The following is a 14,060-nucleotide window of genomic DNA, read 5'->3' on the forward strand; positions in this document are numbered from 1 at the left end:
CTCGTCACTCCGCCAGACGCGGCAGGAAACTGGTGTCGACGCTGTAGCGCCGGAGGTTCTTGGGGTCGATGCGCACCTGCAGCGACTCACGCTGAACAAAGGGCTGCGGGTCGAACCACAGGTCTTCGCTGTAGAACAGATGCACCGCTCCGCTGCTCGGGTTTTGCCACTGGCAGACCAGCTGCCAGGCGGGCACATTGTTGCGCGTGGACAGCGGATTGCGGCGGACCTCTACAAGACGCGCTTGCACGGCCTGCCCGCGCGTCTCCAACCGGGAACGCCTGCGCCCGGCAAGCGCCTCGGGCACCACAAAGACCAAGCTGCCCAACAGGAAGATCGAGCCGAAGCTGCCCAGAATCAGACTGACGAACCAGTTCTGGGTGAAGCTATCGATATGTACCTTCCGCGGCTCGCTCGGGTCATAGAGCAGTTCGACCGACTCGCCAATCTCATAGCCCGGTTGGCTGCACACCTGGCCGGAGAAGGTCACCGGCTCGCCCTGATGCGCAACGAACGTCACGCTGGGGCAGCCTCGTCCACTGACGGCCGCCACGGTGCCGGTCGTCCGCAGCATAGGCTCCTCTTCATTCCATCTGTGAATCTGAAGCATCAGCGCTGCGATCAGCAGAAAGCCGCCAAGAGCAGGAAATACCAGGAGCCATCGGTCGTTCATCGTCACCATCCATAGTGCTTATACGTCAGAAATTCTCACATATACAGGCAGATTTTTCGGTTTTTTTCCGCCTCGCCCAGTCCTAAACTGCCGCCATTGTCTGACCAACCTACGGATCACAGCCATGTCTGGTTCACAGAACTCCCTTCGCACCGGCCCTGACGCCACCGGCCTGTTCGGCTCCTTCGGCGGGCAATATGTCGCCGAGACCCTGATGCCGCTGATCCACGACCTCGCCGCCGAATACGAGAAGGCCAAGGCCGACCCGGAATTCGCCAAGGAACTGGCCTACTTCCAGCGCGATTACGTCGGCCGCCCGAGCCCGCTGTACTTCGCCGAGCGCCTGACCGAGCACTGCGGCGGCGCCAAGATCTATCTCAAGCGCGAAGAGCTCAATCACACCGGCGCGCACAAGATCAACAACTGCATCGGCCAGATCCTGCTGGCCAAGCGCATGGGCAAGAAACGCATCATCGCCGAGACCGGCGCCGGCATGCATGGCGTGGCGACGGCGACTGTCGCGGCGCGTTTCGGCATGGAATGCGTGATCTTCATGGGCACCACCGACATCGATCGGCAGCAGGCCAACGTCTTCCGCATGAAGCTGCTGGGCGCCACCGTGATCCCGGTTACCGCCGGCACCGGCACCCTGAAGGATGCGATGAACGAGGCGCTGCGCGACTGGGTGACCAACGTGCACAACACCTTCTACCTGATCGGCACCGTCGCCGGCCCGCACCCGTACCCGGCCATGGTCCGCGACTTCCAGGCCGTGATCGGCAAGGAGACCCGCGAGCAGCTGGCCGAGAAGGAAGGCCGCCTGCCCGATTCGCTGGTCGCCTGCATCGGCGGCGGCTCCAACGCCATGGGCCTGTTCCACCCGTTCCTCGATGACAAGGATGTGCAGATCATCGGCGTGGAAGCGGCCGGCCACGGCATCGAGACCGGCAAGCATGCCGCCAGCCTCAACGGCGGCGTACCGGGCGTGCTGCACGGCAACCGCACCTTCCTGCTGCAGGACGACGACGGCCAGATCATCGACGCCCACTCGATCTCCGCCGGCCTCGACTATCCCGGCATCGGCCCCGAGCACGCCTGGCTGCACGACATCGGCCGCGTCGAGTACTGCTCGATCACCGATGACGAAGCCCTGGCCGCCTTCCACCAGTGCTGCCGCCTGGAAGGCATCATCCCGGCCCTGGAGAGCTCCCACGCCCTGGCCGAAGTCTTCAAGCGCGCGCCGAACCTGCCCAAGGACCACATCATGGTGGTCAACCTGTCCGGCCGTGGCGACAAGGACATGCAGACCGTGATGCACCACCTCGACCTGTCCAAATCGGAGAACAACTGATGAGCCGTCTGCAGAGCCGATTTGCCGAGCTGAAACAGCAGAACCGCGCCGCCCTGGTGACCTTCGTCACCGGCGGCGACCCGGACTACGAGACTTCCTTGCAGATCCTCAAGGGCCTGCCGGCCGCCGGCGCCGACGTGATCGAGCTGGGCATGCCCTTCACCGATCCGATGGCCGACGGCCCGTCGATCCAGCTGGCCAACATCCGCGCCCTGGGCGCCAAGCAGACCCTGGCCAAGACCCTGCAGATGGTTCGCGAATTCCGCGCAGGCGAGCAGAACACCCCGCTGGTGCTGATGGGCTACTTCAACCCCATCCACTACTACGGCGTGGACAAGTTCATCGCCGACGCCAAGGAAGCCGGCGTGGACGGCCTGATCGTGGTCGACCTGCCGCCGGAACATAACGCCGACCTGTGCTTCCCGGCCCAGGCCGCGGGCATCGACTTTATCCGCCTCACGACGCCTACGACTGACGACAAGCGCCTGCCGACCGTACTCAACGGCAGCTCCGGCTTCGTCTACTACGTGTCCGTGGCCGGCGTGACCGGTGCCGGTGCCGCCACCCTGGAGCATGTGGAAGAGGCCCACGCCCGCCTGCGCCGCCACACCGACCTGCCGGTGTGCATCGGCTTCGGCATCCGCACCCCGGAACACGCCGCCGACGTGGCGCGCCGTGCCGAAGGCGTGGTGGTGGGTTCGGCGCTGGTCGACCAGATCGCCAAGGCCGCCAGCCCGCAGCAGGCCGTCGAGGGCGTGCTGAACCTGTGCGCGCAACTGGCCGAAGGTGTACGCGGCGCTCGGCGCTGAGTTCGCCCCCTATGAAAAAAGCCGCCCGAGGGCGGCTTTTTCGTTTCAGCGGCTGCTGACGATACGCAGCACCTGCCAGTAGCTCGGTGGCTCTGGGGTCAAGCCGCGCTCGCGCAGCAGGGCGTGCAGCTGCGGCAGGCGGAAGTAGGGCACCGAGGCCATCAGGTGATGCTCGATGTGGTAGTTGACCCGGATCGGCGCGACGAAGGCGCGGGCCAGCCAGCCGGCGCGGGTGGTACGGGTGTTGCGCAGGGTGTCGCGGCTCGGTTCCAGGCAGGCGTGCTCGGCCATCGAGCGGATGCGGATGAACAGCGGGAAGGGCGTGACATAGGCCAGCGCCCAGACGCCATACAGCCAGGCGTGGCCGCTGGCCCAGCACGCGGCCAGTAGCAGGCCATTGGTGATCAGCATGCCGGCGGCGTTGCTGAGGAACGTCAACGGATAGTCCCACCAGCGGCGCCCTTCCTGCGGCAGCACCTGCACGTCGTTGGCCACCGTCCACTTGAGCACCCCGGCATCCATCAGCACGCGGCCGAGCATGAACTTCAGCCCGGTGACGCCGCAGGCGTCGCGCAACAGCTTGCGTAGCAGCGAGACGCGGGTGGTGGGGAAGCCGGCCACCAGGGACAGATCTGGATCATCCACGGTCGAGGTCTTGCCGTGGTGCACCAGATGATAAGGGCGGTACTTGTGCAGCTCGTTCCACACCGGCCGCGCGCATAGCCAGTCGGTCAGCACGTCGTTGCCCCACTTGCTCTTGAACAGGGTGCCGTGGGCGCCATCGTGCTGCAGGATGGCCAGGCACAGCTGGCGCCCGCCGATGATCGCCAGGCCGCCGAGCAGGGCGAGGACGAAGGCCCACGTCGGCAAATGCGCCTGAGCCCGGGCCAGCCCGGCGAAAGTCAGCGCCAGCACGCCCCAGGTAGAGAACACGGCCCAGGCGCCGCGCCAGTCGGAGCGTTGGGTCAGGGCCCTGATCTCCTCGCGGCTGAGGATATCGGCGATACGGGTGCGGGTCTCGGACATGGCGGGACGCTCGTGATTGAAGTCGCCCCGATTGCAGCATCAGCCGCGGCGCATTGCAGGCGTCGAAGACGACTCAATGCACTGCGTTTCCGCCAACGCCACTTAGCGCAGCTTACCGACCATCGCCGCCAGCACGCTCAGCACATCGCGCGCCAGGCGCTTGGAGCGTACGCCGTTCCAGCCGGTGCGCGGGTCGGGCGACAGGTTGTGGTCCTTGAACGGCATCTCCACCGTATAGGCCAGGCAGTCGTAGACCTGCCCGACCCAGTTGCAGGCCAGCGCCAAGTTGGCCTGGCCCGGTTCGTCGCGCGGGTAGCCGTGCTCCACTTGGAATTCGCCGACGGCCATCAGGCGCTGGCGGAACTCCTGCTCCAGCGCGTCCAGGCGTGGGGTGAAGCCGGGGTTGCCCTCGCAGCCGGCGGTGAACACGAAGGGGATTTCCTCGTCGCCGTGGATATCCAGGAAGCAGTCGACGCCCTGGGCGGCCATCTGCTGCTGGACGAACAGCACTTCCGGGCTCTCGCTGGCCGAAGGCGCCTGCCAGGCGCGGTTGAGGTCCTTGCCGGCGGCATTGGTGCGCAGGTTGCCGAGGAAGGCGCCGTCCGGGTTCATATGCGGCACCAGGTACAGGTCGGCCTGGCCGAGCAGTTGCTGCAGCTCCGCGTCATCCTGGTAGAGGCGCTCGATCAGCCCCTCCATGTACCACTCGGCCATATGCTCGCCGGGGTGTTGCTGGGCGATCAGCCAGATCTTGCGCGGCGCGCTGGCCGTGCCGCGCACATGCAGCAGCGGCAGCTCGCGGCCCTGCAGGCTGCTGCCGCAGGCCAGCAGCTCGACATTGGGCAGCGCCAGCGCCTTGACCAACAAGCGCGCATGGCGAGCGCGGGAGTAAGGCTCGAAGTAGGCGAAGCGGGCGGAACTGTGCTCGGCCAGCAGCTCGAAGTGCAGGCCGTCCGCGTCGAACGTGGTCGGCACGCGGAACCAGTCCTCGCCGTCATAGCTGGCCACCGCCTGGTAGCCGCTCCAGGCGCTCTTGTAGCTGGACTGGGCGGCGTTGGTCAGGCTGAAGCCGTGGCGCTGGCCGACGCTCAGGCCCTCGGCGAGGAAGTGGAACCACTGGAAGTGGTCGCTGGCGAAGTCCTTGCGGATGGCCAGGCGCACCTGGCTAGGGTCGCCGGCGTTGATCACCTCGATGTTGCCGCTGTCGAAATCGCTGCGAATCTGCATGGCCGGGTCCTGATTGCGAGAAGCCCGCAGGATAGCCGCGCCGGCCCGGCTATGCATGCCCAGCGGCAGGTCATGTCGCATCCCTGCAAGTCGGCTGCGCATCGGTTGCCGAGGTAAGCGGGCCAGGCCAGACTCGGCCAATACCCCGCACATTCTTGCCAGAGAATCACCAATGAAGACGACCCTGGACGAGCTGCAGGCGTTCACCCAGGTGGTGGACGGCGGCTCCATCACCGCTGCGGCCGAGCAGCTGGGGCAGACCGCTTCGGGCATCAGTCGCGCCCTCGGTCGCCTGGAGGAGAAGCTCGAAGTCACCCTGCTACGCCGCACCACCCGGCGCCTGGAGCTGACCGAGGAGGGCGCGGCGTTCCTCGCCCAGGCCCGGCGCATTCTCGCCGCCGTCGAGGAGGCCGAGGAGCAGATGGCCCTGCGCCGCCAGGTGCCGGCCGGGCGTTTGCGGGTCAATGCCGCCTCGCCATTCATGCTGCATGTGCTGGTGCCGTTGGTGAGCGGGTTCCGCGAGCGCTACCCGCAGATCGAGCTGGAGCTGAACAGCAACGACCTGATCATCGACCTGCTGGAGCAGCGTACCGACCTGGCCATTCGCATCGGCCCCCTGCGCGACTCCAGCCTGCATGCGCGGCCACTGGGCTGCAGCCGCATCCGCGTGCTGGCCAGCCCGGCCTATCTGAAGAGTCGCGGCACTCCGCGCAACGTCGCCGAGCTGGAAGGCCATGACCTGCTCGGCTTCACCCAACCGGAAAGCCTCAACGTCTGGCCGCTGCGCCATGCCCTCGGCGAGGGCCTCAGCATCTGCCCGAGCCTGCGCGCCTCCAGCGGCGAGACCCTGCGCCAGCTGGCCCTGGGCGGCGCGGGGCTGGTCTGCCTGTCGGACTTTATGACCGCCGAAGATCGGCAGTCCGGTGCGCTGGTCGAGGTGCTGGCCGAGCAGCATGTCGACAGCCACCAGCCGATCAACGCCGTGTACTACCGCAACACCGCGCTGGCGGCGCGTATCACCTGCTTTCTCGACTACCTCGGGGAGCGTCTGGCGGGACGAGCCTGGGCGAGAAACTGACCGAACGCTCTTGGCCTCATGAATTTTCTTGTGTATTTTTTCATGAAATTAACAAGAAACAATTTCACGAGGCCGTCATGTTCAAGCAATCCGCGCAGCACATAGGCACCTACTACGCCGGTACCTATGGCCCGATTCCGCTGCGCCCGCGCCTGGAAGAACACACCGACTGCGACGTGCTGATCATCGGTGGCGGCTTTAGCGGCTTACACACCGGCCTGCGCCTGGCCCTGGCCGGCAAGAAGGTGGTGATTCTCGAAGCCAGCCGCCTGGCCTGGGCTGCCTCCGGGCGCAATGGCGGCCAGGCGCTGCCGGGCTGGTCCTGCGATATGCCGCCACTGGAAAAGGCCCTGGGCACCGAACGCGCCAAACAGTTGTGGGACAGCATGGTGTGGGCCGCCGAGGAGATGCGCGAACTGCCCGAGCGCCATCGCTTCGACATCGACTACCGCACCGGCGCCATCTACACCGCCGTGCTGCCGCGCCGGGTGCGCCTGCTGCAGGAGAACCTCGAAGAAGCCAGCGAGAAGTATGGCTACCAGCAGCTCAGCTTCATCCCCAAGGAACAGCTGCCCGAGTGGATCGCCAGCCCGCGCTACCAGGCCGCACTGCATGATTCCGGCGCCGCCCACCTCAACCCGCTGAAGCTGGCCCAGGGCCTGGCCGGCGCCATCGAAGCGGCCGGCGGGCGCATCTTCGAGCAGAGCAAGGTGCTCGACTACCGCGAGACCGACGCCGGCTTCGTCGCCCGTACCGAACATGGCGAAGTGCGCGGCGCTGTGCTGGTGCTGGCCTGCAACGCCTATATCGACCGCCTCGACCCGGCGCTGTCCAAGCGCCTGCTGCCGGTCGGCTCCTACCAGGTGGCCACCGCGCCGCTGGACCCGGAAGTGGCCCGCTCACTGTTCCCGCGCGGCACCTGCGCCATCGACAACCAGTTCGTCCCCGACTACTTCCGCGTTACCCCGGATAACCGCCTGCTGTTCGGTGGCGGCTGCACCTACCTGGGCGGCATCCCCGCGGACGTGCCGGCGGCCACCCGGCCTTACCTGGAGCGGGTCTTCCCGCAGCTGCGCGGCGTGCAGATCGACTACGGCTGGGGCGGCCATATCGACTGCACCATGCACCGCACCCCGGACGTCGGCCGCCAGGGCCACAAGTTCTGGCTGCAGGGTTTCTCCGGCCACGGCATCCTGCCGACCCTGGCCGCCGCCCGCGCGGTGAGCGACGCCATTCTCGGCGACGAGCAGCTGCTCGGCCTGTACCAGGGCCTGAGCAACCCCGGCTTCCCCGGCGGCGACCTGCTGCGTGCGCCGATCGAGGCCGTGGGCAAGGCCTGGTACCGCCTGCGTGACGTCATTTAATCCCCCTCTCCCCTTGGGAGAGGGGCTAGGGGTGGGGACAGCATGCGACTCGAAACACCCTCACCCCAACCCTCTCCCAAAGGGAGAGGAAGCCATTCGGAGCAAGCTCTCAACATGGACAAGCAGGAAGAAATCGAAGGCCTGGCGATCCTGGTGCGCGACCTGCGCAAGCACAAGAACCTGACCCTCAACGAGCTGGCCGAACGCATCGGCCGCTCGGTGGGCTTCCTGTCCCAGGTCGAACGCGGCCTGTCGCGCCCGACGGTGGCCGACCTCACCGCCATCAGCGAAGCGCTGGGCGTGCCGACCACCTACTTCTACAACCCGGGCCACCCACGCGCGGTGCGCTGGGTAACCCGCCCGGACGAGCGCCGCACGCTCTATTACGCCGGTGGCATCACCGACGTACTGGCCTCGCCCGGCATGGCCGGCGGCTTCGCCATGCTCGAAAGCTTCCTCGAGCCCGGCGCCAGCAGCGGCGACGGCCACCTCGACGACAGCTCCGAACAGGGCGGCTTCGTCCTGGAGGGCGAGCTGACCGTCTGGTACGGCGACGACGCCGAGCCGGTCACCCTCGGCCCGCGCGACAGCTTCCAGCTGCCGCCCCACGCCAAGTTCCGCTACGCCAACCTCACCGACTTTCCCACCCGAGTGCTCTGGGTCTTCACCTGACCGCGCAGATACCACCATGACAACAACAACGAAATTCCCCGACCTGCTCAGCGAAGTCCGCGCCTTCCGCGCCGCCCACCCGGACGTGCGCTACGTCGAACTGATCTGCCTGGACATTCCCGGGCACTTCTACGGCAAGCGTTACCCCCTCGACATGCTGGAGAAGGTCGCCGCCGGCGGCCCGCTCAAGGTGCCGCAGAACTGCGTGCTGCTCGGCGCCCAGGGCGGCCTGCACCCGATCGGCGACTACTGCTTCAACGACGGCGATCCGGATGCCCCGCGCCGCCTGATCCCCGGCAGCCTCAAGCCGGTGCGCTGGGAGAACCAGCCGCTGGGGCAGATGCTGATCAGCTCCGACGGCACCGAGGCGCCCATCGAGTTCGAGCCGCGCGAGGTGCTGGCCCGTGTATTGAAGCGCCTGGAGGCCCGTGGCATCCGCCCGGTGGTGGCCTTCGAGCTGGAGTTCTACCTGTTCGACCGCAAGCTGGACTCCGGCCTGCCGCGCTTCCCGCGCGACCCGCTGACCGACGACGAGGACGACCAGCCGAACATGCATATCGAGCGCCTGTCGCGCTTCTCCAACGTGCTGCACGAGATGGTCGAGGCCGCCCAGGAGCAGGGCGTGGAAGCCAACGTGATCACCGCCGAACTGGGCCCCGGCCAGTTCGAGATCAACTTCGCCCACTGCGACGACGGCCTGCACGCCGCCGACCAGGCCGCACTGTTTACCCGCAGCACCCGCGGTGTGGCAATGAAACATGGGTACAGGGCCAGCTTTATGAGCAAGCCCTACCTGGACGCACCGGGCAGCGGCATGCACGTGCACGTCAGCCTGTATGACCGCGACGGCAACAACCTGCTCGACGGCGACCAGCAACGCCCGCTGCGCCACGCCGTGGCCGGCTGCCTGGAACTGCTGCCGCACTGCATGCCGATCTTCTCCGCCAACCACAACGCCTTCCGCCGCTACGGCGCCATGGTCAACTCGGCGAGCAAGGCCAGCTGGGGCTTCGAGGATCGCGATGCATGCATCCGCATCCCCGAGTCGGACGGCAAGAACCTGCGCATCGAACACCGCCTGGCCGGCGCCGACGCCAACCCCTACCTGGTGCTGGCGGCCATCCTCAGCGGCATGGAACACGGCCTGGACCAGGCCCGCGAGCCGATCCCTTCGCTCAACGAGGACCGCAGCAGCGGCATCACCTTCCCCAAGGACATGCTCACCGCGGTGGCGGCCATGGAGTCCCACGAGGTGGTGAAGGACAAGCTGGGCAGCGAGTTCGTCTTCGTCTACTGCGAGAACAAGCGCCAGGATCACCTGCAGTTCATGCACGACATCAGCGCGCGGGAGTATCGCTGGTTCCTCTAGCGAGCAAGGCGCAATTGCCCGGCTCGCAGCCAACTGCTAATTTGCCGTCCACGCCGGTGTAGCTCAGTCGGTAGAGCAGCGCACTCGTAACGCGAAGGTCGCAGGTTCGATTCCTGTCTCCGGCACCAATCAAAGGGCCTGCAGTGATGCAGGCCTTTTTGTTTGCGTGTGCTTGCCAGCTGACTCGCCGTACCGGTCTAGACGCCGTCAGCGCCGGCGGCCGACGTGGTCACCACCAGTATCAGCTCCGCCAGATCGCGCGTGGTGTAGCCATCGAACTCGCGGAACCGGCGCAGGTGCTCGAGCGCGGCCTGCAGGTGCACCGCCAGGTGATCGCCATCGGTGGCCAGGTACATAGCGGCATCGTCCCGGGCGGCGACGATCTTTTCCTCCGCGCCCTCGAAGGCTCTTGAGGTCAGATCGCTGCTCAGATGGACGCAGATGAAGCTGGTCAGCACGATATCCAACGCCGTGCCCACAGGGAGCAGGAAAGTTGCCATTGGCTCGCTACCCCCTGGTTGCAACGAGCTCTCTATGGAGGTTTGCGCCGTCAGCGGAATGTCGGTGTCGTAGCCGAACATTCTGTCCGGAATATAGGCATTGGCTGGCAGGCTGACGGCCAGAGCAAGAAGCCCGGTGAGGCTGCTACGCAGCAGCAGGGAAGGTTTAGACATGAGTGCTGTTCTTCCTTGAAGACCGTGTCTAGGGGCGCCTTCCTGGCGCCGGCGCAAATCTAGACGCCTGGAGCCGGCAGTACGCTGCTCCCAATCACATCCCGCCGCATCGCCGATAACAAAAAGCCCAGCACCGAGGCTGGGCTTTGGGGTGAGTGGAAGGAGCTTACTGCGCCGCCTGCATGGTCCGGGCGCGCTCGGCCTGCTTGTGCTTCTTGTAGGCCAGCGCCGCCGGCGCCACCTTGGTCACCTGGCCGGTTTCCAGCCAGCGCTTGAGGCGGTTGGCGTCGGCCATGTGGGTGTATTTGCCGAAGGCATCCAGCACCACAAAGGCCACCGGCTTGCCGGCCATCTGCGTGCGCATCACCAGGCAGTGGCCGGCGGCGTTGGTGAAGCCGGTCTTGGTCAGCTGGATGCTCCAGTTGTCCTTGTGCACCAGGCTGTTGGTGTTGCGGAAACCGAGGCTATAACGCGGCTTGGCGAATACCTGGACGTGCTCGCGGGTGCTGCTGAACTGGCCGATCAGCGGGTACTGGCCGGCGGCCTTGACCAGCTTGACCAAGTCGTTGGCGGTGGAGATGTTCTTCTCCGACAGGCCGGTCGGCTCGCGGTAGCGGGTGTTGCTCATGCCCAGCGCCGTGGCCTTGGCGTTCATCGCCGCGACGAACGCCGGCACGCCGCCCGGGTAGTGGTGGGCGAGGCTGGCGGCGGCACGGTTCTCCGAACTCATCAGGGTTAGCAGCAGCATGTCGCGACGGCTCAGCTGGCTGCCGATGCGCACGCGCGAATACACGCCGCGCATCTCGGGCACATCCTTGATCACGATGCTCAGCTGCTCGTCGAGCGAGGGCTTGGCATCCAGCACCACCATGGCGGTCATCAGCTTGGTCACCGAGGCGATCGGTACCTGCAGGTCCGGGTTGCTGGAGTAGAGGATCTGGTTGCTGTTGAGGTCGACCAGCAGGGCGCTGCCGGAGGCGAGTTCCTGGGTCTGCGGCGCCGCCTGGGCGAGGGGGGCGACGAGGGTCAGGCAGGCCAGCAGCAGGCCGGCGAGGGAAAAGGCTTTTTTCACGTTTCGGGTCCGCACAGATGAACGGGTGCCTGAGCGGTCCTTGCCGGCGAATGGCGTGAGTATAAGTGTGAGCGCGGTCTCAGGCGAGCGCGGGCGCTCTACGGCGGCCCAGGCGCAGCAGAGCCATGGCCACCAGAATCACCGCGCCACCGGCGACCAGGCGCGGCAGGTCGAAATCGCGGTTCCAGATCAGCAGGTTGACCAGCAGCCCGGCCGGCACGTGCAGCTCGTTCATGATCGCCAGGGTGCCGGCGTCCACTCGGGTGCTGCCCTTGACCCACCAGTACAGCCCCAGCGCCGTGGCGAACAGGCCCATCCAGATCAGCACGCCCCATTGCACGGTGGTCTGCGGCAGCTTCTGCGGATCACCGAACAGCAGGAACGACGGCAGCACCAGCACCAGCGCACCGAGGAAGAAATGGCCGAAGAAGCGGTGCAGCGGCTGCGTCGGCTGGTAGTGCAGCAGCAGGCGACGACAGAGCACCTGGCCGCCGGCGAAGGTGGCGTTGGCGATCTGCAGCAGGATGAAGCCGAGCAGGTAGTCGCCCTCCAGCTTGTCGAAGCGGATGATCACTCCGCCGCCCACCGCCACCAGCGCGGCAAGCAGCGCCCAGGGGCTGAAGCGCCGGGCCAGGGCATCGTCGAGCAGGGTGACGTAGATCGGCGTGAGCACGGTGAACAGCAGCACTTCCGGTACCGTGAGCACCTGGAAGCTGCGGTACAGGCACAGGTAGGTGACGCCAAACTGCAGCGCCCCAGCCAGCCAGAAGCCGGCCAGCAGGCGCCACGGCAAACCGCGCCAGAGGGTGAAGGGCAGGAACACCAGGGCGGCGATCAACACCCGCGCCAGCACGGCGAAGTCGCTGTCGACGCGGCCGGCCAGGTACTCGCCAATCAGGCTGAAGGAGAACGCCCAGAGAGCGGTGACGATCAGCAGGTAGGGCATGTCAGCTCAGCTGGCTGCGCAGTTCCGCCAGTACCGCCGCACTCTGCGGACGCACGCCGCGCCAGACGAAGAAGGCCTCGGCGGCCTGCTCGACCAGCATGCCCAAGCCGTCGATGCAGCGCGCCGCGCCCTGCTCACCGGCCCAGCGATTGAAGGCGGTCGGCGCCTTGGCGTACATCATGTCGTAGCAGACCGTGTGACCGGGCTGGATCAGGCTCGGGTCGAGCGGCGGCAACTCGCCGGCCAGCGAGGCCGAGGTGCCGTTGATGATCAGGTCGACCGGCTCGCTGAGCCAGTCGAAGCCGGCCGCGGCCACCGGGCCCAGGTCGGCGAACTCGCGGGCCAGTTGCTCGGCCTTCTCCACCGTGCGGTTGGCGATGGTCAAGCTCTGTGGGCGCTCGGCCAGCAGCGGCTCCAGCACACCGCGCACGGCGCCGCCGGCGCCGAGCAGGAGAATGCGCTTGTCGGCCAGGTCGAGGCCGGCATTCACCGTCAGGTCGCGAACCAGGCCGGCGCCGTCGGTGTTGTCACCAAGCAGGCGGCCGTCATCGAGTTTCTTCAGAGTGTTCACCGCGCCGGCGCGGCGGGCGCGCTCGCTCAACCCATCGGCCAAGCGATAGGCTTCCTCCTTGAACGGCACGGTGACGTTGCCGCCCCGGCCCTCGGCGAAGAAAGCGCGGGCGAAACCGGCAAAATCATCCAGCGGCGCCAGCAGCGCCTCGTAGGACAGCTGCTCGCCGGTCTGCGCGGCAAACATGCCGTGGATCAACGGCGACTTGCTGTGGCCGATGGGGTTTCCGAAAACGCCGTAACGGTCAGTCACTTCGCGGCCTCGCCCAGCCAGTCTCGATCGGTCAGGAAGTACTCGGTCAGGCGCGCTTCCTCGCTGCCAGGTTCCGGCTTCCAGTCATAGCCCCAGCGCACATGCGGCGGCAGCGACATGAGGATGGATTCGGTACGTCCGCCGGACTGCAGGCCGAACAGGGTGCCGCGGTCGAACACCAGGTTGAACTCGACATAGCGGCCACGGCGGAAGGCCTGGAACTCGCGCTGCGCCTCGGTGAAGGGGGTATTCCGGCGGCGCTGGACGATAGGCAGGTAGGCCTGGATATAGGCGTCGCCAATAGCGCGCAGGAAGGCGAAGCTGGTGTCGAAGTCCCACTGGTTGAGGTCATCGAAGAACAGCCCGCCGATGCCGCGCGGCTCGCCACGGTGCTTGAGGTGGAAGTAGCGGTCGCACCACTCCTTGAACTTCGGATAGACCTCGGCGCCGAACGGCGCGCAGGCGTCACGGGCGACCTGGTGCCAGTGCACACAGTCTTCCTCGTTGGCGTAGTAGGGCGTCAGGTCGAAGCCACCGCCGAACCACCAGACCGCTTCCTCGCCTTCCTTCTCTGCACTGAAGAAGCGCACGTTGGCGTGGGAGGTGGGCACGTGGGGGTTCTCAGGGTGGATCACCAGGGACACGCCCAAGGCCTCGAACCCGCGCCCGGCCAGCTCCGGGCGGTGGGCACTGGCCGACGGCGGCAGGCTGTCACCGAACACATGGGAGAAGTTGACCCCGCCTTTCTCGATCAGCGCGCCGTTCTCGATCACCCGGGTACGGCCGCCACCGCCGGCGGGACGCTGCCAGCTGTCCTCGAAGAAGGTGCCACCGTCCTCGGCGGCCAGGGCGGCGCAGATGCGATCCTGCAGATCGAGCAGATAGGCCTTCACGGCCTGGGTACGTTCACTCACGGCTATGGGTCCGGGCAGTTCGGAAGAGGGCGCCAGCATACCATCGTCGTATCCTGCCGGGC

General features: G+C 66.6%; 14 protein-coding genes and 1 tRNA gene. 7 read left to right on the forward strand and 8 right to left on the reverse strand.

Features of this window, described 5'->3' with window-relative positions; genetic code table 11:
* Positions 1-4: 4 nt before the first annotated feature.
* Entirely contained in the window at positions 5-673 is a 669-nt protein-coding gene (locus N7607_RS11715) for a DUF3592 domain-containing protein (protein WP_279865843.1), read from the reverse strand.
* A 124-nt stretch (positions 674-797) separates the two neighbouring features.
* Between N7607_RS11715 and trpB the strand changes: the two genes are divergently transcribed.
* Together trpB and trpA are read left to right on the forward strand one after the other, a co-directional pair.
* The gene (trpB, locus tag N7607_RS11720; protein WP_279865842.1) at positions 798-2,024 is read left to right on the forward strand and encodes a tryptophan synthase subunit beta; all 1,227 of its coding nucleotides are present in this window, start codon (positions 798-800) and stop codon (positions 2,022-2,024) included.
* On the forward strand, positions 2,024-2,833 hold the full coding sequence (gene trpA / locus N7607_RS11725) for a tryptophan synthase subunit alpha (RefSeq protein WP_279865840.1): 810 nt from the start codon (positions 2,024-2,026) through the stop codon (positions 2,831-2,833). The genes trpB and trpA overlap by 1 nt, the downstream gene beginning before the upstream one ends.
* A 45-nt stretch (positions 2,834-2,878) precedes the next feature.
* Here the strand turns inward: trpA and N7607_RS11730 are convergent, their stop codons facing one another.
* Both N7607_RS11730 and N7607_RS11735 read right to left on the reverse strand, forming a co-directional pair.
* A complete protein-coding gene (locus tag N7607_RS11730) occupies positions 2,879-3,859 on the reverse strand; it encodes a fatty acid desaturase family protein (protein ID WP_279865839.1) in 981 nt (326 codons plus the stop codon).
* 102 nt (positions 3,860-3,961) lie between these two features.
* Positions 3,962-5,086, reverse strand: a complete 1,125-nt coding sequence (locus tag N7607_RS11735; RefSeq protein ID WP_279865837.1) for a M14-type cytosolic carboxypeptidase — start codon at positions 5,084-5,086, stop codon at positions 3,962-3,964.
* Positions 5,087-5,258: 172 nt separating this feature from the next.
* Here N7607_RS11735 and N7607_RS11740 point away from each other — a divergent pair, with 172 nt between their 5' ends.
* The 5 genes from N7607_RS11740 to N7607_RS11760 all read left to right on the forward strand — a co-directional run bounded on the left by N7607_RS11740 (position 5,259) and on the right by N7607_RS11760 (position 9,697).
* Positions 5,259-6,164, forward strand: coding sequence for a LysR family transcriptional regulator (locus tag N7607_RS11740; protein ID WP_279865835.1), 906 nt, complete (start codon positions 5,259-5,261; stop codon positions 6,162-6,164).
* A gap of 77 nt (positions 6,165-6,241) precedes the next feature.
* A complete protein-coding gene (locus tag N7607_RS11745; protein WP_279865834.1) occupies positions 6,242-7,528 on the forward strand; it encodes an FAD-binding oxidoreductase in 1,287 nt (428 codons plus the stop codon).
* Positions 7,529-7,642: 114 nt separating this feature from the next.
* On the forward strand, positions 7,643-8,200 hold the full coding sequence (locus N7607_RS11750) for an XRE family transcriptional regulator (RefSeq protein ID WP_279865833.1): 558 nt from the start codon (positions 7,643-7,645) through the stop codon (positions 8,198-8,200).
* 16 nt (positions 8,201-8,216) lie between these two features.
* Complete coding sequence (locus N7607_RS11755; protein WP_279865831.1) at positions 8,217-9,569, forward strand: glutamine synthetase family protein; 1,353 nt, start codon at positions 8,217-8,219, stop codon at positions 9,567-9,569.
* Positions 9,570-9,621: 52 nt separating this feature from the next.
* A tRNA-Thr gene (locus tag N7607_RS11760) sits at positions 9,622-9,697 on the forward strand.
* 69 nt (positions 9,698-9,766) lie between these two features.
* Here the strand turns inward: N7607_RS11760 and N7607_RS11765 are convergent.
* The 5 genes from N7607_RS11765 to hemF form a co-directional block, all read right to left on the reverse strand.
* Positions 9,767-10,243 (reverse strand): DUF2388 domain-containing protein, encoded by a 477-nt coding sequence (locus tag N7607_RS11765; protein ID WP_279865829.1) that lies wholly within the window; start codon positions 10,241-10,243, stop codon positions 9,767-9,769.
* A 166-nt stretch (positions 10,244-10,409) separates the two neighbouring features.
* Positions 10,410-11,315, reverse strand: coding sequence for a D-alanyl-D-alanine endopeptidase (gene pbpG, locus N7607_RS11770; protein WP_279865827.1), 906 nt, complete (start codon positions 11,313-11,315; stop codon positions 10,410-10,412).
* A 79-nt stretch (positions 11,316-11,394) separates the two neighbouring features.
* Positions 11,395-12,261 carry a carboxylate/amino acid/amine transporter gene (locus N7607_RS11775; RefSeq protein ID WP_279865825.1) on the reverse strand — a complete coding sequence of 289 codons (867 nt, stop codon included), beginning with the start codon at positions 12,259-12,261 and terminating at the stop codon, positions 11,395-11,397.
* Position 12,262: 1 nt separating this feature from the next.
* Positions 12,263-13,084: a shikimate dehydrogenase gene (gene aroE / locus N7607_RS11780; RefSeq protein WP_279865823.1), complete on the reverse strand. Its 822-nt coding sequence runs from the start codon at positions 13,082-13,084 to the stop codon at positions 12,263-12,265.
* Positions 13,081-13,998: an oxygen-dependent coproporphyrinogen oxidase gene (hemF, locus tag N7607_RS11785; RefSeq protein ID WP_279865822.1), complete on the reverse strand. Its 918-nt coding sequence runs from the start codon at positions 13,996-13,998 to the stop codon at positions 13,081-13,083. Before hemF ends, aroE begins: the two co-directional genes overlap by 4 nt.
* Positions 13,999-14,060: the final 62 nt, after the last annotated feature.

It is taken from the genome of Pseudomonas sp. GD04019 (assembly GCF_029837695.1).
GTDB lineage: Bacteria > Pseudomonadota > Gammaproteobacteria > Pseudomonadales > Pseudomonadaceae > Aquipseudomonas.

Excerpts from the sequence above, each read along its gene's own strand:
- N7607_RS11765 (WP_279865829.1), bottom strand. The coding sequence starts at position 10,243 with ATGTCTAAACCTTCCCTGCTGCTGCGTAGCAGCCTCACCGGGCTTCTT.
- trpB (WP_279865842.1), top strand. The coding sequence starts at position 798 with ATGTCTGGTTCACAGAACTCCCTTCGCACCGGCCCTGACGCCACCGGC.
- N7607_RS11745 (WP_279865834.1), top strand. The coding sequence starts at position 6,242 with ATGTTCAAGCAATCCGCGCAGCACATAGGCACCTACTACGCCGGTACC.
- N7607_RS11755 (WP_279865831.1), top strand. The coding sequence starts at position 8,217 with ATGACAACAACAACGAAATTCCCCGACCTGCTCAGCGAAGTCCGCGCC.
- N7607_RS11730 (WP_279865839.1), bottom strand. The coding sequence starts at position 3,859 with ATGTCCGAGACCCGCACCCGTATCGCCGATATCCTCAGCCGCGAGGAG.
- trpA (WP_279865840.1), top strand. The coding sequence starts at position 2,024 with ATGAGCCGTCTGCAGAGCCGATTTGCCGAGCTGAAACAGCAGAACCGC.
- N7607_RS11750 (WP_279865833.1), top strand. The coding sequence starts at position 7,643 with ATGGACAAGCAGGAAGAAATCGAAGGCCTGGCGATCCTGGTGCGCGAC.
- N7607_RS11715 (WP_279865843.1), bottom strand. The coding sequence starts at position 673 with ATGAACGACCGATGGCTCCTGGTATTTCCTGCTCTTGGCGGCTTTCTG.
- N7607_RS11775 (WP_279865825.1), bottom strand. The coding sequence starts at position 12,261 with ATGCCCTACCTGCTGATCGTCACCGCTCTCTGGGCGTTCTCCTTCAGC.
- N7607_RS11735 (WP_279865837.1), bottom strand. The coding sequence starts at position 5,086 with ATGCAGATTCGCAGCGATTTCGACAGCGGCAACATCGAGGTGATCAAC.
- N7607_RS11740 (WP_279865835.1), top strand. The coding sequence starts at position 5,259 with ATGAAGACGACCCTGGACGAGCTGCAGGCGTTCACCCAGGTGGTGGAC.